The 24,151-nt window shown below is 42.2% G+C and carries 16 protein-coding genes, 8 tRNA genes and 1 riboswitch; of the genes, 21 read left to right on the top strand and 3 right to left on the bottom strand.

Annotation, left to right across the window (positions count from 1 at the left end; translation table 11 throughout):
- Positions 1 to 16: 16 nt before the first annotated feature.
- Together DNL43_RS01195 and DNL43_RS01190 are read right to left on the bottom strand one after the other, a co-directional pair.
- The gene (locus DNL43_RS01195) at positions 17 to 397 is read right to left on the bottom strand and encodes a DUF1634 domain-containing protein (RefSeq protein WP_054769895.1); all 381 of its coding nucleotides are present in this window, start codon (positions 395 to 397) and stop codon (positions 17 to 19) included.
- Complete coding sequence (locus DNL43_RS01190; RefSeq protein ID WP_054769896.1) at positions 398 to 1,234, bottom strand: sulfite exporter TauE/SafE family protein; 837 nt, start codon at positions 1,232 to 1,234, stop codon at positions 398 to 400.
- Positions 1,235 to 1,389: 155 nt separating this feature from the next.
- Here DNL43_RS01190 and DNL43_RS01185 point away from each other — a divergent pair, with 155 nt between their 5' ends.
- The 18 genes from DNL43_RS01185 to rpoC all read left to right on the top strand — a co-directional run bounded on the left by DNL43_RS01185 (position 1,390) and on the right by rpoC (position 19,974).
- Positions 1,390 to 2,082, top strand: a complete 693-nt coding sequence (locus DNL43_RS01185; protein WP_225364692.1) for a phosphatase PAP2 family protein — start codon at positions 1,390 to 1,392, stop codon at positions 2,080 to 2,082.
- 99 nt (positions 2,083 to 2,181) lie between these two features.
- The gene (locus DNL43_RS01180) at positions 2,182 to 2,649 is read left to right on the top strand and encodes a GNAT family N-acetyltransferase (protein WP_243538071.1); all 468 of its coding nucleotides are present in this window, start codon (positions 2,182 to 2,184) and stop codon (positions 2,647 to 2,649) included.
- An 84-nt stretch (positions 2,650 to 2,733) separates the two neighbouring features.
- Positions 2,734 to 2,906: riboswitch (Lysine riboswitch) on the top strand.
- A gap of 92 nt (positions 2,907 to 2,998) precedes the next feature.
- A complete protein-coding gene (locus DNL43_RS01175) occupies positions 2,999 to 4,483 on the top strand; it encodes an amino acid permease (protein WP_056983259.1) in 1,485 nt (494 codons plus the stop codon).
- A gap of 135 nt (positions 4,484 to 4,618) precedes the next feature.
- On the top strand, positions 4,619 to 5,659 hold the full coding sequence (locus DNL43_RS01170; protein ID WP_056983257.1) for a tagatose 1,6-diphosphate aldolase: 1,041 nt from the start codon (positions 4,619 to 4,621) through the stop codon (positions 5,657 to 5,659).
- Positions 5,660 to 5,765: 106 nt separating this feature from the next.
- Positions 5,766 to 6,404 (top strand): deoxynucleoside kinase, encoded by a 639-nt coding sequence (locus tag DNL43_RS01165; RefSeq protein ID WP_056983255.1) that lies wholly within the window; start codon positions 5,766 to 5,768, stop codon positions 6,402 to 6,404.
- Between the two features lie 281 nt (positions 6,405 to 6,685).
- The gene (gene serS / locus DNL43_RS01160) at positions 6,686 to 7,969 is read left to right on the top strand and encodes a serine--tRNA ligase (RefSeq protein WP_056983254.1); all 1,284 of its coding nucleotides are present in this window, start codon (positions 6,686 to 6,688) and stop codon (positions 7,967 to 7,969) included.
- A 374-nt stretch (positions 7,970 to 8,343) separates the two neighbouring features.
- Positions 8,344 to 8,416: transfer RNA gene (locus DNL43_RS01155), tRNA-Val, on the top strand.
- 2 nt (positions 8,417 to 8,418) lie between these two features.
- A tRNA-Lys gene (locus DNL43_RS01150) sits at positions 8,419 to 8,491 on the top strand.
- An 18-nt stretch (positions 8,492 to 8,509) separates the two neighbouring features.
- Positions 8,510 to 8,591: transfer RNA gene (locus tag DNL43_RS01145), tRNA-Leu, on the top strand.
- A 32-nt stretch (positions 8,592 to 8,623) separates the two neighbouring features.
- Positions 8,624 to 8,697, top strand: a tRNA-Thr gene (locus DNL43_RS01140).
- A gap of 4 nt (positions 8,698 to 8,701) precedes the next feature.
- A tRNA-Gly gene (locus DNL43_RS01135) sits at positions 8,702 to 8,773 on the top strand.
- A gap of 46 nt (positions 8,774 to 8,819) precedes the next feature.
- A tRNA-Arg gene (locus DNL43_RS01130) sits at positions 8,820 to 8,893 on the top strand.
- Between the two features lie 25 nt (positions 8,894 to 8,918).
- A tRNA-Pro gene (locus tag DNL43_RS01125) sits at positions 8,919 to 8,992 on the top strand.
- 60 nt (positions 8,993 to 9,052) lie between these two features.
- Positions 9,053 to 9,126: transfer RNA gene (locus DNL43_RS01120), tRNA-Pro, on the top strand.
- Positions 9,127 to 9,456: 330 nt separating this feature from the next.
- Positions 9,457 to 9,924: a CtsR family transcriptional regulator gene (locus DNL43_RS01115; RefSeq protein WP_054769044.1), complete on the top strand. Its 468-nt coding sequence runs from the start codon at positions 9,457 to 9,459 to the stop codon at positions 9,922 to 9,924.
- A gap of 15 nt (positions 9,925 to 9,939) precedes the next feature.
- The gene (locus DNL43_RS01110; protein ID WP_056983251.1) at positions 9,940 to 12,432 is read left to right on the top strand and encodes an ATP-dependent Clp protease ATP-binding subunit; all 2,493 of its coding nucleotides are present in this window, start codon (positions 9,940 to 9,942) and stop codon (positions 12,430 to 12,432) included.
- 244 nt (positions 12,433 to 12,676) lie between these two features.
- The gene (gene rpoB, locus DNL43_RS01105) at positions 12,677 to 16,294 is read left to right on the top strand and encodes a DNA-directed RNA polymerase subunit beta (RefSeq protein ID WP_056983249.1); all 3,618 of its coding nucleotides are present in this window, start codon (positions 12,677 to 12,679) and stop codon (positions 16,292 to 16,294) included.
- Positions 16,295 to 16,311: 17 nt separating this feature from the next.
- Entirely contained in the window at positions 16,312 to 19,974 is a 3,663-nt protein-coding gene (rpoC, locus tag DNL43_RS01100) for a DNA-directed RNA polymerase subunit beta' (protein ID WP_054769043.1), read from the top strand.
- A 67-nt stretch (positions 19,975 to 20,041) separates the two neighbouring features.
- Here rpoC and DNL43_RS01095 read toward each other — a convergent pair whose 3' ends face one another.
- A complete protein-coding gene (locus DNL43_RS01095) occupies positions 20,042 to 20,734 on the bottom strand; it encodes a prepilin peptidase (RefSeq protein WP_095347907.1) in 693 nt (230 codons plus the stop codon).
- 240 nt (positions 20,735 to 20,974) lie between these two features.
- On the opposite strand from DNL43_RS01095, the gene rpsL reads away from it, so the two are divergent.
- The 3 genes from rpsL to fusA all read left to right on the top strand — a co-directional run bounded on the left by rpsL (position 20,975) and on the right by fusA (position 24,098).
- Positions 20,975 to 21,388 carry a 30S ribosomal protein S12 gene (rpsL, locus tag DNL43_RS01090; RefSeq protein ID WP_054769042.1) on the top strand — a complete coding sequence of 138 codons (414 nt, stop codon included), beginning with the start codon at positions 20,975 to 20,977 and terminating at the stop codon, positions 21,386 to 21,388.
- Between the two features lie 56 nt (positions 21,389 to 21,444).
- Positions 21,445 to 21,915 carry a 30S ribosomal protein S7 gene (rpsG, locus tag DNL43_RS01085; protein WP_013728507.1) on the top strand — a complete coding sequence of 157 codons (471 nt, stop codon included), beginning with the start codon at positions 21,445 to 21,447 and terminating at the stop codon, positions 21,913 to 21,915.
- 80 nt (positions 21,916 to 21,995) lie between these two features.
- On the top strand, positions 21,996 to 24,098 hold the full coding sequence (fusA, locus tag DNL43_RS01080; RefSeq protein ID WP_056983243.1) for an elongation factor G: 2,103 nt from the start codon (positions 21,996 to 21,998) through the stop codon (positions 24,096 to 24,098).
- The last annotated feature ends 53 nt before the right edge of the window (positions 24,099 to 24,151 follow it).

The raw sequence follows: 24,151 nt of genomic DNA, 5'->3' as shown, positions 1-24,151 counted from the left end.
TTCAGATACAGTATTTTTATCTGAATATTCCAAATACAAAGCTGATTCCCAGAATGATCAAAACAATCGTTGTAATGACCACGTATAAATGGTCACCTTCTTGATGGAATGAGTAGATTGAAACGACAACTCGCAACACGGGTGTCAGGATTAGCAGAAAGATTCCCAGCATCATGATGGCGTAGGGTCTCAATTGCACAATCCCAATCCAAATGTCTGTGAAGTCGGTTGGAAAAGCGTTGTTGGGGTAGCCACCGTTTCCTTTGACGATTAATAGCAGCAGGCCAATCAACATGACGGTTGCTGAAATCATGACCCCCAGTCGGAGAATTTTGCCAATGATGAGTTGGACGTCGGCCATTTCCTCGTTTGTTTGTTTATTAGAATTGTTAGCCATTTATCTGATCCCCTTCATGAACATTTCGATTCCAATGTAAAATAAAATGGGTACAAAAATCATTCGAATAGAACGGGCTGACATGTCACGCATGATCCGTGAACCAATTCTGGCACCAACCAGGATTCCCAATGCGAGGGGCACCGCAATCATTGGCTTAATGGAACCGTTGAAGAAGTAGACAGTTGCACTTGCCGCAGCCGTCACGCCCATCATCAGATTACTTGTAGAAGTAGAGGGCTTAAGCGGCATTTTCATGACGGTGTCCATTGCCATGACTTTAAATGCGCCAGAACCGATTCCCAGTAAACCACTGGCAATTCCGGCACCGTACATCACGGCCAGACCACCGGGGATGTGTTCAACTTCATAGTTGATTGTTTTCCCCTCAACGTTGTCGAAGTAGCTGCTGTCCAGCTTGAACTTGGCGGACATCTTATCGGGATGAGCCCGGTGCAGGACTTCTTGGTGACTGATTAATTTGCGAATCATATTGTACCCGGAGAATAATAGCAGTAACCCAAACAATATGTACAAATATTTGGGATCAATGACGCCGGTTAGCAAGGCGCCACTCAAAGCTCCAAGGGTCGTAGCAATTTCAAGAAACATTGCAACTCGCAAATTGAGCACTTTATCGTTCAGATAAGCAATGGTGGCACCGGAACTGGTGGCAATGACAGCGATGATACTGGCACCAATCGCGTATTTAATATCAACCCCCATCAGCAAGGTTAAAATCGGGGTTAAAATGATTCCACCGCCCAAACCGAGGATTGCGCCGGCAAATCCAGCAAATATCCCGATCCCAATCATCAATAATGCATAATTTATCAAGTTTTTCACTCCCTATAATTGCAGATACCAACTCACAAAATTATACTCTTTCTGCAAATAATTAAAAGATGGCTAAAAAACTTCAGAAACCAAAAACCAGGTTTCCGATTTGTGATATACTCGTTTTTGAGTAATACATACGAGAGGTTGTTGAAATGATGTACGGAAACGAAGACTACATGCTCATGGAACGAGATCCAAACCGGTTAATCAAATTGATTGTTAGTTTGTGTTTTACGGGTTTGCTATCGGTTTCGGTGGCATTCAATTTTGATTATTTGCAATTTTTAGATTCAGTTTTTACAACTGCTATCCAAGGCTCTTCACCAACGCCAGGTCTTGAACATTTTTATTCAATCGTCAGTTTTCTATCTAGTCCGGTAATGGACGGATTCTGGGTCTTTATTGCTGCTTTTTTCCTTTGGGGATTTAAGTACAAAGTACCTGCTTTATGGGCTTTAGTCACAATTTCCGGTGGCGGGATTATTGATGGCGTTGTTAAGCAGCTGGTTCGACGTCATCGACCACCGCTGCATTTGGGCGTCGACAGTGGCTACAGCTTTCCAAGCGGGCATGTCCTGGGAATTTTCTTGGTGGCTGCCATTCTGTGGATCATTGTGCTGCCATTAATTGAACGCCGGTGGATTCGACTCATTATCAAGGCGCTGTTAATTGTTGTGTTGGGACTGGTCATGCTTTCAAGAGTTTATTTGAATGCCCATTTTCCAACTGACACATTGGGTGCCTGCCTTGTCGGCTATTCTTGGCTATTGGTGGCCGAAATGCTTTACGCCAGTTATGCGCCACAGGTTGCCAGGTACCGATTTGTTGTTCACACAAAGATATAGTTTTGAAATGCCGGGGATGATCCTTGGCATTTTTTATAAGGAGAAGTGAGGTTTGTGATAAAGCTGCCAATAAGGACCAGGCGAATTTCCATTACCCACATGTCGGCCGCTGATTTAAAAGACTATGAAAAGTTGATTTCACAACCGGAGATTGCGGCGGGGGCGGGGTTTAATTTGGTTAGTAACCAAAAGATGCTCACCGAAGTGGCCAAACGCCAAATTTCCCATCCCATGACGTTGGGGCTGCGGATTCATGATCATTTGGCTGGCGCCATCTTGCTGTACGAGCAGATTGATCAAAACGGCTTTCCGGATGAGGCTAATCTTGAAATGAGCTATTTCCTTGATCCTGTTTATTGGAACCAGGGCTTCATGACCGAAGCAGCTGATCAGTTAACCCAGGTGCTTAAACATGACCCAACCGTTAAAACGGTCAATGCGGAAGTGTTTACGGATAATCTCGCCTCAAAAGCCCTGCTGAACCGTTTGGGCTTTGAGATGACGACGACCGTGACTGATCCGATTATCGGCCGAAAGAAGGCAATCTTTAAGCTGAATCTGGCATAGGAAAGTGGTTCAGGTTTGTCAATTTATCTCAAGTGAGTTACAATTTTTATTGTTAAAGTTATTTATAAACTAAATCAATCAATATATTCGAGTAGAGGCGCATTCATCAACAGTATATTTCAGGAACTTGAAGGAAGTTATGACTGGAGTAAAAAGGGATGAGTGCCGAAACCGACAATTGCCTTCCAATTGTCGGTTGGGTCCCAGCTTAAGAGGCTGGGGACTGTCGCGGGAATCCGCGGAGAGCTATCAAGATGTTGAGAAACGTACATTGTCTCTTTCAATATTTTGAAAGGGATTTTTTTGTAGGTTGAGATTGGTTTAAAAAATTTATATAGGAGACGAAACAATGAACGAAAACGAGAGCCAAGAATCAAACGGACAGGTTAAGCGGGGACTAAAAGCCCGCCACGTGTCTATGATTGCCCTGGGTGGGTGTATTGGAACCGGGCTTTTCGTAGCCAGTGGTTCCGCAATCAGTCAGGCGGGTCCTGGTGGCGCGTTGACTGCATATGTATTGATGGGCCTCATGGTGTACTTCCTGATGACCAGCCTTGGTGAAATGGCCACAAATATGCCGATTTCAGGGTCGTTTGCCGCATACTCATCCAAATACGTTGATCCGGCCTTGGGATTCGCAATGGGCTGGAATTATTGGTTTAATTGGGCGATTACGGTTGCCGTGGATATTAGTACCGCAGCGCTGGTTATGAAATTTTGGCTGCCGAACGTCCCGGCATGGATCTGGAGTGCCATTGCATTGGCCATTATTTTCCTAATCAATGCGATGTCTGTCAGCACGTTTGGTGAAACTGAGTTTTGGATGTCAGCCATCAAAGTTGTCACAATTATCATATTCTTAGCGGTTGGTGCCCTGACAATTTTCGGTATTATGGGCGGCCACTTTGTTGGGATGCGAAACTTTTCAATTAAGCATGCACCATTTGTTGGTGGGTTCCCAGCCATTCTAAGCGTGTTCGTTGTTGCCGGGTTCTCATTTCAGGGAACCGAGTTGGTTGGAATCACTGCCGGTGAATCACAAGATCCCCAACACAGTGTTCCCAAGGCAATTAACGAAGTCTTTTGGCGAATTATTTTATTCTATATTTTAACGATCTTTGTGATTGCAGCTATCATTCCTTATACCAGTCATTCATTACTGGGTTCCAGTGCGACTGATATTGCCATCAGTCCCTTTACCCTTGTTTTCCAAAGAGCAGGTCTTGCGGCAGCTGCCAGTGTCATGAACGCGGTTATTTTGACATCGGTAATCTCATCTGCCAATTCAGGGATGTACGCTTCAACTCGAATGTTATACTCACTGTCCAACAGTGGCTACGCACCTAAAGCATTGGGGAAGACGGCACCCAACGGAATTCCTTATTATTCGTTGTTGGTAACAACCTTTGTCTCTCTATTGACGTTTATTTCAAGTATTGCCGGACCAAAGATTTACATGTGGCTGGTTGCCGCTTCCGGTTTAACCGGCTTTATCGCCTGGTTCGGAATTGCCATTTCCCACTACCGATTTAGAAGAGCCTTCGTCAAGCAGGGACACAGTATCAGTGAATTGAAGTACCATGCCAAGCTGTTTCCGTTTGGCCCGGTTCTTTGTCTGATCTTATGTATCCTGGTCATTGTGGGTCAGAATCCACAAGCCTTTATGAACTTTGATTGGAAACAGGTTCTGGTTACTTACATGAGTGTTCCTCTGGTACTGGTTTTATACATCTGGTATAAGATCAAGCATCACACGAAAATTATTCCTTTGGATAAGGTTGACGTTTCCCCAGCTCATGAAGATGAAAACCTTTCAAAATTGAACAATAAGTAATATATCAATTTGAAATTGGTCTATCCGTTCGGGTAGATCAATTTTGTTATTTATTGCCATAAAGCTTGATATTAGATATGAATATTTGGTACAATTTCACCAATTGGTATATTTAAAATATGAGGTGAGCTAAAAATGAAAAAAGTCATTTCCAAAGGCAAATTTGAAAGAATGAACAAATTGTCCAATGATCAGAATATTATTGATGCATTGGCTCTGGACCAGCGTGGATCACTTGTTAACGGTATGAAAAAAGCATCCGAAAAATACGGAAAGCTTTTCAGCATGCAGCTGGTTTATGATTTTAAAGAAATTGTTTCAGAAGTTCTCAGTCCACTGAGCTCTGCGGTTTTGCTCGATGAACAAATGGGATTTAAAGGGATTCAAGCCAAATCAAAAGACACCGGCTTAATCATGTCATATGAAAAGACTGGCTATGACGCTGATACACCTGGACGCCTACCAAGCTTAATTCCCAATCAATCCGCGCAGATGATGGTTGAAAATGGTGCTGACGCGCTGAAGGTGTTGATTTACTACAATCCCAACGATCCTGACGAAATCAACGATGTCAAAAAAGCATTTGCCGAACGTTACGGAACTGAAGGACTTGCCGCAGAAACACCAACCTTTTTGGAAATTGTGACTTACGATGACCGTTATGACAGTAAGTCGTTGGATTTCGCCAAGATTAAGCCGGATCTGGTTCTCCAGTCGATGATGGAATTCACCAAAGAGAAGTATCATATTGATGTTTTGAAGATGGAAATTCCATTTAACCCAACTTATATCAAAGAGTGGACTGATGGGGATGAGTATGCTTATACCGAGGAGCAGGCAAAGGGCTACCTTAAAGAACTAAGCGATGAAGCAACCCGACCATTTATCTTCTTGAGTGCCGGGGTGCCAACGCCGGTTTTCCAACGTGAACTTAAACTGGCCGGCGATTCGGGTGCCAAGTTTAGTGGCGTGTTAAGCGGCCGGGCAACTTGGCTTGAAGGAGTCGATATTTACATTCGTGATGGTAAGGATGGCCTGATCGACTGGCTGAAAAACAAGGGTACCAGGAACGTGACCGAGCTGACCAAAATTTTGTCCGAGAATGCCACACCGTGGTTTGAAGCCTATGGTGGTTTGGACAACATTCAAGTGGTTGATACCTCAATGGTAAAATAATTTACACAATATGTTGCACCCAACTTCTCCAACTAGTACAATATGTAGCGTTGATAAAATATTGTGTGTCCAGGTAGACACATGCTTAAACGTTAGGGGAATGACTATGCTTGTACTTGCTGGAACGATTGGTGCCGGAAAAACTTCATTAACAAAGATGCTTTCAGATCATCTGGGGACACCGGCTTATTATGAATCTGTTGAAAATAACCGCATCTTGCCGTTGTTTTACAAAGATCCCAAGAAATATGCTTTTTTGCTCCAGATTGATTTCTTGAACCGCCGGATGGATGACATCAAAAAAGCTTGGAAGAACAGTGAGAGTGTCCTCGACCGTTCAATTTTTGAAGACTCACTTTTATTTCATTTAAACGCTGATCTCGGCCGGGCAACCAAGACGGAAGTCGGTATTTATGATTCACTGCTTCAAAACATGATGCAGGAAATTTCCACCAGTGAACACAGCAAAAATCCCGATCTTTTGATTCATATCAATATTTCTTTTGAAACCATGCTACGCCGCATTCAAAAACGTGGCCGTTCATTTGAACAAATTGATAATGACCCTGATTTGTATCAGTATTACAGAGATTTGAATAATCGCTATCAAAAGTGGTATCAGGAATACGACAAATCACCCAAGATTCAAATTGATGGTGATAAGTTTGACTTTGTTGAAAATGACGGCGATAAAAACAAAGTGATCGATATGATTGATGAGAAAGTTGAAAAGCTGGCGATTTAATCACAACCAAGCTTGTGATTTTTGCCCTGATTGGTTATAATCAGATTCAGATAAAACGTTTTGTGCCTATTAAGTAGATTTCAGAGAGACAGTGGTCGGTGTGAACTGTCATCGAAAATTCCAGCACAAGTAAACGGGCAGGCAATGCTGCACGGCGTATGCCGTTACCATACTTTGAGAGCTCGACAAAATATTGTCGGGAACTTGGGTGGTACCGCGAAAAGGATCCTTCGTCCCATAGACGAGGGGTCCTTTTTGTATACAATTTGGGAGGAATTGAAATGTTAGATATTAAGAAGATCAGAAAAAATCCCGATTTTACCAAGGAAAAATTAGCTACCCGTGGTATTAAACCGGAAACCATCGACGAGTTAATCGGCTATGATGCCAAACGTCGTGATCTGATTGTTGAATCAGAATCTTTAAAAGCTAAACGAAATGACGTTTCAGATCAAATTTCACAAAAGAAACGGAATAAAGAAGACGCATCTGATGCCATTAATCAGATGAAAGAAGTCGGCCAAAAGATTAAAGGCTTGGACGAACAACTTCGCCAAGTTGAAGAAGACGAACATAATTTGGCTGCTCATCTGCCAAATATTCCTCATGATGGCGTCCCGGTTTCACTGACCGAAGAAGGTTCAGTGGAATTACGAAAAGTTGGCAAGATTCCTTCATTCGACTTTAAGCCAAAGCATCACTGGGACATTGGTGAAAGCCTCGGTATTCTTGATTTCGAACGGGCAGCCAAGGTTTCTGGCAGCCGATTCGTCTATTACATTGGCGATGGTGCATTATTGGAACGGGCCGTTTATAATTTCTATCTAGATCAAAACACTGCTGCCGGTTATACCGAAGTGATTCCACCATTTATGGTGAACGGTGAATCAATGTACGGAACCGGCCAATTTCCAAAGTTCCTGGAAAACAAGGCTGGTTATGAAGTCAACGGAACGGATATGACCATGATTCCAACTGCCGAAGTTCCATTGGTTAACTATTACCGTGGCGAGGTTATTCCAACCGAGAAGCTGCCGGTTTCTGTTACTGCCTTGACACCTGCCTTCCGTTCCGAAGCCGGAAGTGCCGGTCGTGATACCAAAGGGTTAATTCGTTTGCACCAATTCAACAAGGTTGAAATGGTTAAGTTTACTAAGCCTGAAGATTCATGGGATGCTTTGGAACAAATTACCCATCAAGCAGAATTGAATCTGCAAAAATTGGGTCTGGCATACCACGTTATTACATTGACTACCAGCGACATGAGCTTTACCGCCGCTATGACCCATGATTTGGAAGTCTGGTTCCCAGCTCAAGACAAGTACCGTGAAATCTCAAGCTGTTCCAACTGTACCGACTTCCAGGCTCGTCGGGCACATATCCAGTACCGTGACGAAGATGGCAAGCTTCATTATGTTCATACTTTAAACGGATCCGGATTAGCCGTTGGCCGGACTGTGGCTGCAATCCTTGAAAACTATCAAAATGAAGATGGCACGGTTACAATTCCTGAAGTATTACGTCCATATATGCACGGAATGACAAAAATTGGCAAACAAAAATAATTTCAGCAACAACCTGCGTAACTATATAGTGTAACCCGGATAATAGTTGTCCGAGTTACGGCTGATTGGGGGACAGTTTCCCCGACTGCCCAATTAGTCATGCTTGGTTCCGTGATCTTCTTTGAAGGGTGGAAGGCGTTTATCGTCTTCCACTCTTTTTTGTTTTCTAAAGAAATTTTGAAATAATCGTAAATTGGACTAGTAATGTTTTGCTGGATACGATATAATATTTTTTGTCGGAAAAAGACGTTACCGATCAACTATTAACCAATCAGTTTTTTTCAAATTCATCTTGACTTGCACTGACTGGTATTGTAAAATTTAATAGTTGTGTTGATGATGTTGCTACCAACATATTCATGTATTTGTTTCATGGAGGATTAGCTCAGCTGGGAGAGCATCTGCCTTACAAGCAGGAGGTCACAGGTTCGATCCCTGTATCCTCCATTGAGCCGTTAGCTCAGTTGGTAGAGCATCTGACTTTTAATCAGAGGGTCGGCGGTTCGAGACCGCCACGGCTCATTGCCAGTTTTAAACAATGCGGGCGTGGCGGAACTGGCAGACGCGCTAGATTTAGGTTCTAGTGTCTTATGACGTGGGGGTTCGAATCCCTTCGCCCGCATAGGTACTAGTACCTAACAATTTATATTTTTTGCCGACTTAGCTCAGTTGGTTAGAGCGCTTCACTAGTAATGAAGAGGTCGGGCGTTCGAATCGTCTAGTCGGCATTTTGCGGAAGTAGTTCAGTGGTAGAACATCACCTTGCCATGGTGGGGGTCGCGGGTTCGAATCCCGTCTTCCGCTTCAATCAAGTAGCATGATTGAGGTTACTTAATTTAATACTTATTATGCACCCATAGCGCAATTGGATAGAGTGTCTGACTACGAATCAGAAGGTTGTAGGTTCGACTCCTACTGGGTGCATTTTTTATTACAATCATTTCTTTTTCGGGAAGTAGCTCAGTTTGGTAGAGCACCTGGTTTGGGACCAGGGGGTCGCAGGTTCGAATCCTGTCTTCCCGACTTTTTACAACGTGGATTATATGATATATTGATATTGTTAAGTAAACAGTACTTAATCATCGGGAAGTAGCTCAGCTTGGTAGAGCACTACGTTCGGGACGTAGGGGTCGCAAGTTCAAATCTTGTTTTCCCGATTTTTTGTGGGAAATTTGCTGAAAGCGCTAAGTTTACATACATTAATGAAGTCAGGACCTGTTTTCAGGCCCTGACTTTTTTATTTACCTAATTTTGGTGGATAAACCAGTGGCAACGTGCTATCACGCTGCCTATATCTGTTAATGATGAACTAAATGCTACTATATAAAACATTCCTTTCAATGTTTCATAAATTGTATTCGCCGTCGGAGCCCTGCCTTGAGCTGTGGATTCCCCATGTTCTTCCGCACTCTCAAACACTTTCCTTGCACTTTCCCTCAACATTCGTATAATAATAGTCAATATTAGTCAAAGAATTGGGTGATGACATGGCGGACGAAAATATTTCTGATTTAATTGAACGTTATTTGAAGGAAATTCTTGCACAGAACGAGCAAGTCAAAATTCGCCGTTCTGAAATTGCTGGTTTGTTTGACGTTGTACCGTCTCAGATTAACTATGTGATCAACACGCGCTTTACAATTCAAAATGGATATATTGTGGAAAGTAAACGTGGGGGTGGCGGTTACATTAGAATAGAAAAGGTTCATTTATTAGATGACATTGACGTTTTAAATTCACTGATTGATGCAATTGGTAACAAATTATCGAAACGAGATAGTGAAACAATCGTCCAAACGTTATATAATAATGAATTAATTAATCGTCGCGAGGTGAGTATCATATTAGCCGCGATTGACAAAGATGCAATTGACTTAAACAGCAGCGATCTGACCGACATTCTGCGTGCCAACATTATGGTGTCGATTTTGAACCGTCTGCGATACGAACGATAGGAAGCGAGGGTATCTATGAATAATTTATTTACTCCAAGTGCTAAGAACGTTTTGACCATTGCTCAGGAACAAGCCAAGAAATTCAAGCACCAGGCTATTGGAACTGAACACCTTTTATTGGGCTTACTGATCGAAACCAATGGAATTGCCTACAAGGCCCTTCAACAGTTTTCAGTAACTGCTGAAGATGTCACTGAAGAAGTAGAGCGTTTCGCCGGCTATGGCAACCTAAAGGACCTTAGCAGTAACGATTATCTGCCATACTCTCCAAAGGCAAAAGAAGTTTTGGCTCAAGCGGGAGAATTTGCTAAGAAAAACGGCGTTCCCAAGGTAGGAACTGAGCATATTTTGCTTTCACTATTGACTGACGAAACCATTTTGTCATCCAGAATCCTGATTAATTTAGGACTTGATTTATCACAAATCAGAAAAGTTACTTTACGAAAAATGGGCATTAGCGGCGGCTCAATGGCTTCAAATCTGGCCAACAAGCAGCGTGGCCGACAACAGAAGAAAGCCGATTCCAAAACACCGACAATTGACTCGTTGGCCCGTGACTTAACTGAGATGGCCAGAGAAGACCGACTTGATCCAACCGTTGGCCGTGACCTTGAAGTTAAGCGGGTTGTCCAAATCCTGGCTCGTCGAACCAAGAACAATCCTGTATTAATTGGTGAACCTGGTGTTGGTAAAACTGCCATCGCTGAAGGCTTGGCAGAACGAATTGTCAGCGGTGATGTGCCCGGTGACATGGCTAAGAAGCGTTTGATGATGCTCGATATGGGCTCATTGGTTGCCGGTACCAAATACCGTGGTGAATTTGAAGATCGTTTAAAGAAAGTTATTGATGAAATTTATCAAGACGGCAACATCATTCTATTCATTGATGAATTACACACATTGATTGGTGCCGGTGGTGCTGAAGGGGCAATTGATGCTTCGAACATCTTAAAGCCTGCATTGGCCCGTGGTGAACTTCAATTGATTGGTGCCACGACATTGGATGAGTACCAAAAGTACATCGAATCCGATGCTGCTTTGGAACGTCGATTTGCAAAAGTCATGGTTGACGAACCAACTGCTGATGAAACTGTTGAGATTTTGAAGGGCTTACGTCCTAAATATGAACAACACCACCATGTTGAAATTACTGATGAAGCAATTGAAACAGCCGTGAACTTATCAAGCCGTTACATTAGTGATCGATTCTTACCTGATAAAGCAATTGATCTGATGGATGAGGCGGCTGCCAAAGTCCGCATTGATCATTTGGAAAAATCCGATGCAGTTGACGATCACAAGAAATTGTCAGACCTGTTGTCCGAATTAAATGAAGCATTGGTTGCCCAAGATTATGAAAAGGCTGCTAAGATTCGTAAGCAGACCAACAAGCTACAAGATGAATTGGCACATGACGACAATGCCGATGAGGATTCCAAAGATACTCATTATCCGGTTAAGGAAACGCCACAAGACGTTGCTGAAATTGTCGGCGAATGGACTGGTATTCCAGTTACCCGATTGAGCAGTACCGAAGCTGACCGTTTGGTTAATTTGGAAAAGATTTTGCATAAACGGGTTATTGGTCAAGAAGAGGCTATTTCAGCCGTATCACGTTCAATTCGACGTGCCCGAAGCGGTTTGAAAGATCTTAACCGTCCAATTGGTTCATTCATGTTCCTTGGGCCTACCGGTGTTGGTAAGACTGGGTTGGCCAAAGCAGTTGCCGAAGCAGTCTTTGGTTCTGAAGACGACATGATTCGTGTTGATATGAGTGAATTCATGGAGAAGTACTCAACCAGCCGTTTGATTGGTTCAGCTCCTGGATACGTTGGCTACGATGAAGGTGGACAATTAACCGAAAAGGTTCGTCAAAAGCCTTATTCAGTTGTTCTCTTTGATGAAGTTGAAAAGGCGCACCCAGATGTCTTCAACCTGCTTCTTCAGGTTCTTGACGATGGGTACCTGACTGATGCCAAGGGTCGAAAGATTGACTTCAGAAACACGGTTATTATCATGACTTCCAACCTTGGTGCAACCACTCTTAGAGATAAGAAGACAGTTGGATTTGGTCAAGAAGATGCCAAAGAAGACTACAGTGCAATGAAAGACACCATTCAAGCTGCCCTTAAGCAGCGATTCCGTCCAGAATTCTTGAACCGAATTGATGAAGTTGTTGTCTTCCACTCACTCACCAAAGCAGAACTTGATAAAATTGTTTACCTGATGGCTAAACCAGTTATCAAGCGAATCCATGATCAAGGAATTGACATCAAGATTACCAAGACTGCAATTGGAATTATTTCCAAGCGTGGCTTTGATCCTGAATATGGTGCCCGTCCTATCCGAAGAGCTATTCAAACCGAACTTGAGGATAATTTGAGTGCCAAGCTCTTGGCAAAAGAAATTGTTCCTGGTGATTCAGTCACCGTTGGCGGCCGAAACAACCAGATTACAATTTCTGTTAAGAAGCCGGATCATAAAACGTTAGTTAAAGATAAAAAATAAATGCGATTCGAAAGTGAATCAGCTTAAAAGGTTGACTTTGCTTCTATAAATTGTTATTCTTTTAACTGTATTTGTTGTGAATCGAAATGGTCGACGCGATCTATTGTCCGGGTTGGCCTGCATAAAAAACCAAAAGCAAGCGAGACTTGTTTTTGGATTTTTTTTGCCCAAAACTCGGTCAGATGCTTCAAAAAGAGCATTTGTAATCAAACTGTAACATTTCGATTCCGGAATTTTTGGAGAGGTGAAAAACTTGGCAGGACATTTAGTTAAATATGGAAAACACCGTACCCGACGAAGTTATGCACGAATCAAAGAAGTGCTTGATTTACCTAACCTGATTGAAATCCAGACTAATTCTTACAACTGGTTTTTACATGAAGGACTTAAGGAAACCTTCGATGGCATCATGCCAATCGATGACTTTCAGGGCAAGCTTTCTTTAGAGTTTGTCGATTATCAATTATTAACACCAAAATACACTGTGGATGAAGCGCGTGCGCATGAAGCAAATTATTCAGCTCCACTTCACATTACCTTAAAATTAACCAATCACGAGACTGGTGAAATTAAGACACAGGATGTATTCTTTGGCGATTTTCCATTAATGACTGATCAAGGAACATTTATTATTAATGGTGCTGAACGAGTTATTGTTTCACAATTGGTTCGTTCACCCGGCGTTTATTATCACGCAGACAAAGATAAGAATGGTCGCGATTCATTCGGTACCACTGTTATTCCTAACAGAGGTGCATGGCTTGAATTTGAAACCGACGCAAAAAACATTGCCTATGTTCGAATTGACCGAACACGAAAAATTCCTTTAACCGAACTTATTAGAGCTCTTGGATTTGGCAGCGATTCTGAAATTGTTGACATCTTGGGTGACAGTGACAGTTTGGGCCTCACATTGGAAAAGGATGTTCATAAAGATACTGACGATTCACGTGTTGAAGAGTCGTTGAAGGATATTTACGAACGACTACGTCCAGGTGAGCCTAAGACCGCTGATTCATCACGAAGCCTGTTAACTGCTCGCTTCTTCGATCCAAAGCGTTACGACATGGCTCCCGTTGGCCGTTACAAGACCAACAAGAAGCTTAGTTTGAAGAACCGTTTGTTAGGTTTGACATTGGCTGAAACCCTTGCCGATCCTGATACCGGTGAAGTTATTGCTCAAAAGGGCACCGTTGTGACAAAAGATGTCATGAAGGATTTGGCTCCATATCTTGATAACAAAGAGTTCAAGGCTTATACCTTCAACCCATCAGATGAAGCCGTTGTAACTGAGCCAATGACTGTTCAAATCATTAAAGTTCAATCAGTTAAGGATCCTGATCGTGTGGTTCCTTTAATCGGTAACGATAACATCCCATTGAGTTTTAAGCACATTACACCAGCTGATATTATTTCATCAATGAACTACTTCTTTAACCTTCAAGAAGGTATCGGTTCAATCGATGATATTGATCATTTGGGTAACCGTCGTATTCGTTCAGTTGGTGAATTACTGCAAAACCAATTCAGAATTGGTTTATCACGAATGGAACGTGTTGTTCGTGAAAGAATGTCTATCCAGGACACTTCAACAGTGACACCTCAACAATTAATCAACATTCGACCAGTTGTGGCTTCAATCAAAGAATTCTTTGGTTCATCACAACTTTCACAATTCATGGATCAGACTAACCCACTTGGTGAGTTAACTCATAAGCGTCGTTTGTCTGCCCTTGGACCTGGTGGTTTGACTCGTGACCGTGCCGGATATGAAGTCCGGGATGTTCACTATACCCACTATGGCCGTATGTGTCCTATTGAAACCCCTGAAGGTCCTAACATTGGATTAATTAACAGTTTGTCCAGTTACGCCCGGGTTAACAAGTATGGATTCATTGAAACTCCATACCGTCGTGTTGATTGGACAACCCATAAGGTTACTGACCGAATTGATTACTTGACTGCCGACGAAGAAGATAACTTTGTTATTGCTCAGGCGAACTCACCATTGAATGATGGTGGTTCATTTGAAAACAAGATTGTTATGGCTCGTCACAAGTCAAATAACATTGAAATCAGCATTGATAAAGTTGATTACATGGATGTTTCACCTAAGCAGGTAGTTGCTGTCGCAACTGCATGTATTCCTTTCTTGGAAAACGATGATTCAAACCGTGCCTTGATGGGTGCCAACATGCAGCGTCAGGCCGTTCCTTTGATCGATCCTCATGCACCACTTGTTGGTACTGGTATCGAATATAAGGCCGCCCATGATTCCGGTGTTGCACTTATTTGTAAGAAACCAGGAACTGTTGAATACGTTGATGCTCGTGAAATTCGAGTACGTCGTGACGACAAGTCCCTTGATAAATATAAATTAATGAAGTTCCGCCGTTCAAACGGTGGTAAGAACTACAACCAACGTCCAATCGTCAAAGTTGGCGATCACGTTGATGCAGATGAAATCTTAGCCGATGGTCCATCAATGGAAGGCGGAGAGTTGGCACTTGGCCAAAATCCTGTCGTTGCATTTATGACTTGGCAAGGATATAACTTCGAAGATGCCATCGCCATTAGCGAACGTTTGGTTAAGGACGATGTCTACACATCAATCCATATTGAGGAATACGAGTCAGAAACTCGGGACACTAAGCTTGGACCTGAAGAAATGACTCGTGAAATCCCTAATGTTGGTGAAGATGCTTTGAAGAACCTTGATGAAGACGGTACTGTTCGGATTGGTGCCGAAGTTCATGATGGTGATATCTTAGTTGGTAAGGTTACTCCTAAAGGGGTTACTGAGCTTTCAGCCGAGGAACGTTTGCTTCATGCAATCTTTGGTGAGAAGTCACGAGAAGTTCGTGATACATCATTGAGAGTTCCTCATGGTGGTGGCGGAATCATCCAAGATGTTAAGATCTTCACTCGTGAAAACGGTGATGAGCTTTCTCCTGGTGTTAACAAGATGGTTCGTGTCTACATCGCTCAAAAGCGTAAGATTCAAGTTGGTGACAAGATGTCAGGTCGTCATGGTAACAAAGGTACTGTTTCCGTTGTTATCCCTGAAGAAGATATGCCATTCCTGCCTGATGGAACTCCAGTTGACATTATGCTGAGTCCCATGGGTGTGCCATCACGTATGAACATTGGACAAGTTTTGGAACTCCATTTAGGTATGGCTGCCCGCAAACTTGGTATTCATGTTGCAACACCTGTTTTTGATGGTGCTCGTGACTCTGATATCTGGGATGCTGTTAAGGAAGCCGGAATGCCTTCAGATGGTAAGTACATCTTGTATGATGGCCGTACCGGTGAACCATTCGACAAGAAGATTGCCGTTGGTGTCATGCATTACCTTAAGTTGGCCCACATGGTTGATGATAAGATTCATGCACGTTCAATTGGACCTTACTCATTAGTTACTCAACAACCACTTGGTGGTAAAGCACAATTTGGTGGTCAGCGTTTTGGTGAAATGGAAGTTTGGGCACTTGAAGCATATGGTGCCGCTTATACCCTTCAAGAAATTCTGACATACAAATCAGATGATGTTGTTGGTCGTGTAAAGACTTACGAAGCTATTGTTAAAGGTGAACCAATTCCAAAGCCAGGTGTTCCTGAATCATTCCGTGTTCTTGTTAAGGAATTACAAGCACTTGGTCTTGATATGAAGGTTCTTGATGCAAGTCACAAAGAGATCGAACTTCGTGATCTTGATGACGATGACGACGTCGTTAACGTGGATGCATTGAGCAAGTTGGCCGACAAGAAGAAAGAACAAGCCGACCAAGCAGCTAAGCAAACAGCTGATCAAGCTGAAACACCAACTAAATCAACCAACGCTAACAATAGTAATGACTAGAATGGGAGGTCAAACTAGTGGTCGATGTTAATAAATTCGAAAGTATGCAGATTGGACTAGCCTCTCCTGATAAGATTCGTAGTTGGTCATATGGTGAAGTTAAAAAGCCTGAAACCATTAACTACAGAACTTTAAAACCAGAAAAAGATGGTTTGTTTGATGAGCGGATTTTCGGTCCTACCAAGGATTGGGAATGTGCCTGTGGTAAGTACAAGCGAATCCGATACAAGGGTATCGTTTGTGACCGTTGTGGTGTTGAAGTTACTCGTTCAAAGGTTCGTCGTGAACGAATGGGTCATATTGAATTAGCAGCTCCAGTCACTCACATCTGGTACTTCAAAGGAATTCCAAGTCGAATGGGTCTTGTTTTGGACATGAGCCCACGTGCCCTTGAAGAAATCATTTACTTCGCTTCATACGTTGTTACCGAACCCGGTAACACTCCTATGGAAAAGAAGCAGTTGCTTTCAGAACGTGAATATCGTGAAAAGAAACAGGAATATGGTCCTCGTTTCTCTGCCCAAATCGGTGCTGAAGCAATTAAGACTTTACTTAATGATGTTGATATCAATAAAGAAGTTGTCGAGTTAAAAGACGAATTAAAGAACGCTACTGGTCAAAAGCGGACCCGTGCCGTTCGTCGTCTGGATATTTTGGAAGCCTTTGTTCAATCCGGAAATGAACTTTCCTGGATGGTAATGGATGCAATTCCAGTTATCCCACCTGACTTACGACCAATGGTTCAACTTGAAGGTGGCCGATTTGCCACTTCTGATTTGAACGATTTGTATCGTCGAGTTATTAACCGTAACAACCGTTTAAAGAGATTGCTTGATTTGAACGCCCCTGGCATTATCGTTCAAAACGAAAAGCGGATGCTTCAAGAAGCCGTTGATGCTTTGATTGATAATGGTCGTCGTGGCCGTCCAGTTGCCGGTCCTGGTAACCGTCCATTGAAGTCACTTTCTCACATGTTGAAAGGTAAGCAAGGACGTTTCCGTCAGAACTTACTTGGTAAACGTGTTGATTATTCAGGTCGTTCCGTTATTGATGTTGGCCCTCATTTGAAGATGAACCAAATGGGACTTCCAGTTCCAATGGCGATGGAATTATTCAAGCCATTCATTATGAAGGAATTGGTTGGTCGTAATTTGGCTTCCAACATTAAGAATGCTAAACGTAAGATCGAACGCCAAGATGACGATGTCTTCAGTGTATTGGAAGATGTTATTAAGGAGCACCCGGTTCTGTTGAACCGTGCACCTACACTTCATAGACTTGGAATTCAAGCCTTTGAACCTGTTCTTGTTAGTGGTAAGTCAATGCGTCTTCATCCATTGGTTTGTGAAGCTTACAATGCCGATTTCGATGGAGACCAGATGGCCATTCACGTTCCATTATCTGATGAAGCCCAAGCTGAATCACGATTGCTGATGTTGGCTGCTGGCCATATCCTTGCTCCTAAGGATGGAAAGCCAGTTGTTACACCATCTCAAGATATGGTTATCGGTAACTATTACCTGACCATGGAAGAAGCCGGCCGTGAAGGCGAAGGAATGATCTTTAACTCACCTGATGAAGTTGAGTTGGCTTACAAAGATGGAATCGTTCATTGGCACTCACGTGTAGGAATCAAAGCTTCAGCATATCCTAAGAAGACATTTACTAAGGAGCAATTAGGTAAAATCCTGGTTACTTCCGTTGGTAAGATTATCTTCAATACGATTTTGCCAGAAGACTTCCCATACATTAATGAACCTACTGAAACAAACATTAATAACTTCGTTGAAGATAAATACTTCCTTGAACCAGGCGAAGACATTCATGAACATCTCAAGAATGCACCGCTTGTTCCACCATTCAAGAAGGGTTACTTGAGTGACATTATCGCTGAAGTTTACAAGCGTTATAAAGTTACTGAAACCTCATTCTTCCTTGATAGAATGAAGGACCTTGGTTACAATACTTCTACCAAATCTGGTTTAACTGTTGGTATTTCTGATATTACTCAGTTGCCTGATAAGCAAGAAATTATTGACGCCGCTCATAAGAAAGTGGACATGGTTACTAAGCAGTTCCGTCGTGGATTGATTACTGATCATGAACGTTATGAAAGAGTTATCGGTATCTGGAACGATGCCAAGGATGTCATTCAGAAACGTTTGATGGATTCTCAAGATCCTCAAAACCCAATCTTTATGATGAGTGATTCTGGTGCCCGTGGTAACATTTCTAACTTTACCCAGCTTGCCGGAATGCGTGGATTGATGGCTGCTCCTAACGGTGAAATTATGGAATTGCCTATTACATCGAACTTCCGTGAGGGATTAACTGTTTTGGAAATGTTTATTTCTACTCATGGTGCTCGTAAAGGTATGACTGATACCGCCCTTAAGACTGCCAACTCTGGTTACTTGACCCGTCGACTTGTTGATGTTGCCCAAGATGTCATTGTTCGTGAAAAGGATTGTGGTACCGATCGTGGCTTAACCATCAGTGCAATTACTGAAGGTAATGAAATGATCGAACCATTGTACGATCGAATTCTTGGCCGTTATGCACACAAGACTGTTAAGAATCCTAAGACCGGAGAAGTTATTGTTCCGGCAAATACAATGATTACCGAAGATCAAGCTCAACAAATCGATGATGCTGGTATTAAAGAAGTTACTATCAGATCTGCATTTACCTGCAACACTGTTCATGGTGTTTGTGAGAAGTGTTATGGTCGTAACTTGGCTACCGGTGATGAAGTTGAAGTTGGTGAAGCTGTTGGTACTGTTGCCGCTCAATCAATCGGTGAACCTGGTACTCAGTTAACCATGCGGAACTTCCATACCGGTGGTGTTGCTGGTAACGCTGATATTACCCAAGGACTTCCTCGTGTTCAAGAAATCTTTGAAGCTCGGAACCCTAAAGGTAAAGCTGAAATCAGTGAAGTTACTGGTACAGTTGAATCTATCGAAGAAAACCCTGCAGAACGAACCAAGGAAATTACCGTTAAGGGTGAGTCTGATACTCGAACTTACACGGTTCCAATTACTGCTCAGATGAGAGTTGCCGAAGGTGATTACATTCACCGTGGTTCAGCATTGAACGAAGGTTCTGTTGATCCTAAGGAATTGTTGAAGGTTCGTGATGTTCTTTCAACTGAAAACTACTTGCTTCATCAAGTTCAGAAGGTTTACCGTATGCAAGGTGTTGAAGTTTCTGATAAGCATGTGGAAATCATGATTCGTCAGATGCTTCGTAAGGTTCGTATCATGGATCCCGGTGACACTGATGTATTACCTGGTACTTTGATGGATATCAACGACTTTAAGAATAGTAACGCAGACACTGTTGTTAAAGGTGGAATTCCTGCAACTGCACGTCCTGTATTACTTGGTATTACTAAGGCTGCCCTTGAAACCAACAGTTTCTTGTCAGCCGCATCATTCCAGGAAACCACTCGTGTTCTTACCGATGCTGCAATTCGTGGTAAGAATGATCCACTTGTTGGTTTGAAGGAAAATGTTATCATTGGTAAGTTAATTCCTGCTGGTACTGGAATGCCAAATTACCGTGGAATTAAGCCTGAAGAAATTGGTAGTTCATCTACTGATGGTGTTTACTCAATTAGCCAGCTTGAAGAAAAAATGAAAGCTGAAGATGCTAACAAGAGCAAGACCACTAAGTAATCACAACTGAATTTATTAAACAAAAAGGATTTCAACCAGAGATTGGTTGGAATCCTTTTTTGTTTGTCTAAGAAATTAACGGCAGCAGGATATTTTGCAGTTGACTTGTCACAAAGTATCCAATGGTGATAAATGGGACGAAGGGGATCTTAGAATCTTTAGGCCATGGTGCAACAATCAGATAGAGCAGTGCGACAACACAAGCGATGAATGTTTGCCAGAGCAAGAAGGGCACCCCAGTTGATAACCAGATGCAAAAGTAGATATCGATGTCGCCACTTCCAATCCATTGAGCATGGTGGTTGATCATCTGAGTCACTCCATAGAGAGCGACAGCCATGACAATTTGTTGAACGGGGTGGTCCGTGACAACCACTGATGACAATAGCAAGCCAATAATTCCTCCCATTGGAATTTGTTGATTGACAAGATCAAAAGAACTGAGTGCGATTAAAATGACAAATTGGATTATGAACAGCCAGTCAATGACCCAAAGGTTGAGACAGGAAATGGCAGTACCGGTGAATAATTCCACAGCAAAAAAATTAATTGGAAGCTTTTGGCTGCAGTAACGACACTTTCCTTTTAAAATAATGTAACTGAAGACTGGAACCAAGTCGATGTTTGCAAGTTGGTTCTGGCAGCTGTCGCAATGTGAACGGGGACGGACAATCGATTCGCCTCTAACCACTCTGACAGCAACTAAATTAAAAAACGATGCAATGCTTGCGCCAAATAAAAATTGTATAATGATCATCATGAATTACCTCTATATGTTATGTACGTCATTTTGTTTTGATTTATTCAAGATCATTCATTGACACAAACGGTCAGTCATGATAAATTAGACAAGGTGCTTTTTGTGACAGATTCCTGAATATTCAGACATGCTGACTGTATATGACAAAAAGTGTTGGGCGGTACACATTTCTTTTTACATAAAAAAGAACCGCCTGGATGTGTGGACTTACATTGAAAATTTGAAAGGAGAACTTTTTAGATGCCTACAATTAACCAATTGGTCCGTAAAGGACGTCATTCTAGAACTTCAAAATCAAAGTCACCAGCTTTAAACTATGCTTACAATAGTTTCAAGAAGCAGCAAGTTACTGTTCCAGCCCCTCAAAAACGAGGTGTTGCAACTCGTGTTGGTACTATGACACCAAAGAAGCCTAACTCAGCTTTACGTAAATATGCCCGTGTACGTTTGTCTAACTTAATCGAAGTTACTGCTTACATTCCAGGTATTGGTCATAACTTGCAAGAGCATAGTGTTGTTTTGATCCGTGGAGGCCGTGTTAAGGATTTACCTGGTGTTCGTTATCACGTTATTCGTGGTGCTCTTGATACTGCCGGTGTTCAAGACCGTCGTCAAGGACGTTCAAAATACGGTACAAAGAAGCCTAAAGAATAATCTTACTAATGCAATCTAAATATTTAGTTTTATAGAATCATGAGGAGGATAACGAAATGCCTAGAAAAGGAAATGTTCAAAAACGGGAAGTACTTCCTGATCCAATTTATAACTCAAAATTGGTAACCCGTTTAATCAACCGTTTGATGTTAGACGGTAAACGTGGAACTGCATCACAAATCTTGTATGGTGCATTTGATTTAATTAAGAAAGAAACAAACAATGAACCAGTTGACGTGTTTGAAGAAGCTATGAAGAACGTTATGCCAGTTCTTGAAGTTAAAGCTCGTCGTGTTGGTGGATCAAACTACCAAGTTCCAATCGAAGTTCGACCAGATCGTCGTACAACATTGGGCTTGCGTTGGATCGTTAACTACGCACGTTCACGTGGTGAACATACTATGACTGAACGTCTTGCACGTGAAATCATGGATGCTGCCAACAATACTGGTGCATCTGTTAAGAAACGTGAAGATACACATAGAATGGCTGAAGCCAACCGTGCATTTGCACATTATCGTTGGTAATATCAGAATTATTCTAAACAGCTCAAACTAATAAGTGGCTGATTTAGCCACTTTTTGTACGAATCGGAAGGAGTTACACAATGGCTAACAAACGAGAGTTTCCGCTAGAAAAAACTCGTAATATCGGAATTATGGCCCATATCGATGCTGGTAAGACTACAACTACTGAACGTATCTTGTACTATACCGGTAAGATTCATAAAATTGGTGAAACCCATGATGGTGCTTCACAAATGGATTGGATGCCACAAGAGCAGGAACGTGGTATTACTATCACATCAGCTGCCACTACAGCTCAATGGAAAGACCACCGTATCAACATTATTGATACCCCAGGACACGTGGACTTTACTGTTGAAGTTGAACGTTCACTTCGTGTTTTGGATGGTGCTATTGCTGTCTTGGATGCCCAAGCTGGTGTTGAGCCTCAAACCGAAACTGTTTGGCGTCAAGCTTCTGACTATGACGTTCCACGGATCGTTTTTGTTAACAAAATGGATAAAGTTGGTGCCAACTTTGATTTCTCAGTTGGCTCAATCCAAGACCGTTTGAACGCTAAGCCACTTCCTATCCAGATGCCAATCGGTGCTGAAGATAATTTCGAAGGGGTCATTGACCTTGTTGAAATGAAAGCCGACATCTATGATGAAGATAAACTTGGTTCAAACTGGGATACAGTTGATGTTCCTGACGACTATAAAGACGAAGCTAAAAAGCGTCGTGATCAATTAGTTGAAACTTTGGCTGATGTTGATGATGACATTATGAACAAGTACCTTGAGGGTGAAGAAATTCCTATTCCTGAAATCAAGGCTGCTATTCGTAAAGCTACTTTGAACTTGGAACTGTTCCCAGTGTTAGCTGGATCAGCATTCAAGAACAAGGGTGTTCAGATGTTAATGGATGCTGTTATTGATTACTTACCATCACCACTTGATGTTAAGCCATACAACGCCACTGACCCTGAATCTGGCGACAAGATTGAATTAAAGGCAAATGATGACGCCAGCTTTGCTGCCTTAGCATTTAAGGTTGCCACTGACCCATTCGTTGGTCGTTTAACTTATATCCGTGTCTACTCAGGTACTCTTGAATCAGGTTCATACATTTTGAATGCTACTAAAGACAAACGTGAACGTGTTGGACGTTTGCTCCAAATGCATTCAAATCACCGTCAAGAAATTCCAGAAGTATTCTCAGGTGATATTGCTGCCGCCATTGGTTTAAAGAACACCACTACTGGTGATTCATTGACCGATGTTGACCATCCACTTCATTTGGAATCAATGGAATTCCCTGACCCAGTTATCCAGGTTGCCGTTGAACCTAAGACAAAGGCTGACCAAGATAAGATGAACGTTGCTCTTCAAAAGCTTTCTGAAGAAGACCCAACATTCAAAGCTACTACAAACCCTGAAACTGGTGAAACTCTTATTGCCGGAATGGGTGAGTTGCATTTGGATATCATTATTGACCGTATGAAACGTGAATTCCACGTTGAAGCTACTGTTGGTGCCCCACAAGTTTCATATCGTGAAGCATTTACTAAGCCAACTAAGGCTCAAGGTAAATTTATCCGTCAGTCTGGTGGTAAAGGTCAATATGGTGATGTTTGGATTGAATTTACTCCAAACGAAGAAGGAAAAGGTTTCGAATTCGAAGATGCTATTGTTGGTGGTGTTGTTCCTCGTGAATTCATCCCAGCCGTAGAACAAGGTTTGAAAGAATCATTAGCTAATGGTGTTCTTGCAGGATATCCATTAATTGATTTGAAAGCCAAGTTATACGATGGTAGTTATCATGAAGTCGATTCTAGTGAAGCCGCATTTAAAGTTGCTGCATCACTTGCCCTTCGTAACGCTGCAAAGACTGCTGACCCAGTTATCTTGGAACCAATCATGAAGGTTGATATTAACGTCCCCGAAGAATACATGGGTGATGTTATGGGCCAAGTTACTGCAAGACGTGGACGTGTTGATGGAATGGAAAGCCGAAGCGGTGCTGAAGTTATTCATTCATTCGTTCCACTTGCTGAAATGTTTGGTTATGCAACTACGCTTCGTTCTGCATCACAAGGTCGTGGTACTTTCACTATGACATTTGATCATTACGAGCCAGTTCCAAAGAGCATTCAAGCTGAAATTATTAAGAAAAATGGTGGGAACCAACCTGCTGAAGACTAATTTCAAATTAAGAGATCGGAATTTATTTTCCGGTCTCTTTTTTTATTGTTTAA

The sequence above is a fragment of the Lentilactobacillus kefiri genome (assembly GCF_009739535.1).
GTDB classification, from domain to species: Bacteria; Bacillota; Bacilli; order Lactobacillales; family Lactobacillaceae; genus Lentilactobacillus; species Lentilactobacillus kefiri.
Note: the sequence above shows the minus strand (reverse complement) of the source record. Positions and strands in the feature narration are given on the sequence as shown.

Bases quoted from the DNA above. Each gene is read 5' to 3' on its own strand.
- DNL43_RS01195 (WP_054769895.1), bottom strand. From the start codon at position 397: ATGGCTAACAATTCTAATAAACAAACAAACGAGGAAATGGCCGACGTC.
- DNL43_RS01115 (WP_054769044.1), top strand. From the start codon at position 9,457: ATGGCGGACGAAAATATTTCTGATTTAATTGAACGTTATTTGAAGGAA.
- DNL43_RS01180 (WP_243538071.1), top strand. From the start codon at position 2,182: ATGTCGGCCGCTGATTTAAAAGACTATGAAAAGTTGATTTCACAACCG.
- DNL43_RS01175 (WP_056983259.1), top strand. From the start codon at position 2,999: ATGAACGAAAACGAGAGCCAAGAATCAAACGGACAGGTTAAGCGGGGA.
- DNL43_RS01170 (WP_056983257.1), top strand. From the start codon at position 4,619: ATGAAAAAAGTCATTTCCAAAGGCAAATTTGAAAGAATGAACAAATTG.
- DNL43_RS01165 (WP_056983255.1), top strand. From the start codon at position 5,766: ATGCTTGTACTTGCTGGAACGATTGGTGCCGGAAAAACTTCATTAACA.
- serS (WP_056983254.1), top strand. From the start codon at position 6,686: ATGTTAGATATTAAGAAGATCAGAAAAAATCCCGATTTTACCAAGGAA.
- rpsL (WP_054769042.1), top strand. From the start codon at position 20,975: ATGCCTACAATTAACCAATTGGTCCGTAAAGGACGTCATTCTAGAACT.
- DNL43_RS01185 (WP_225364692.1), top strand. From the start codon at position 1,390: ATGATGTACGGAAACGAAGACTACATGCTCATGGAACGAGATCCAAAC.
- DNL43_RS01110 (WP_056983251.1), top strand. From the start codon at position 9,940: ATGAATAATTTATTTACTCCAAGTGCTAAGAACGTTTTGACCATTGCT.
- fusA (WP_056983243.1), top strand. From the start codon at position 21,996: ATGGCTAACAAACGAGAGTTTCCGCTAGAAAAAACTCGTAATATCGGA.
- DNL43_RS01095 (WP_095347907.1), bottom strand. From the start codon at position 20,734: ATGATGATCATTATACAATTTTTATTTGGCGCAAGCATTGCATCGTTT.
- rpsG (WP_013728507.1), top strand. From the start codon at position 21,445: ATGCCTAGAAAAGGAAATGTTCAAAAACGGGAAGTACTTCCTGATCCA.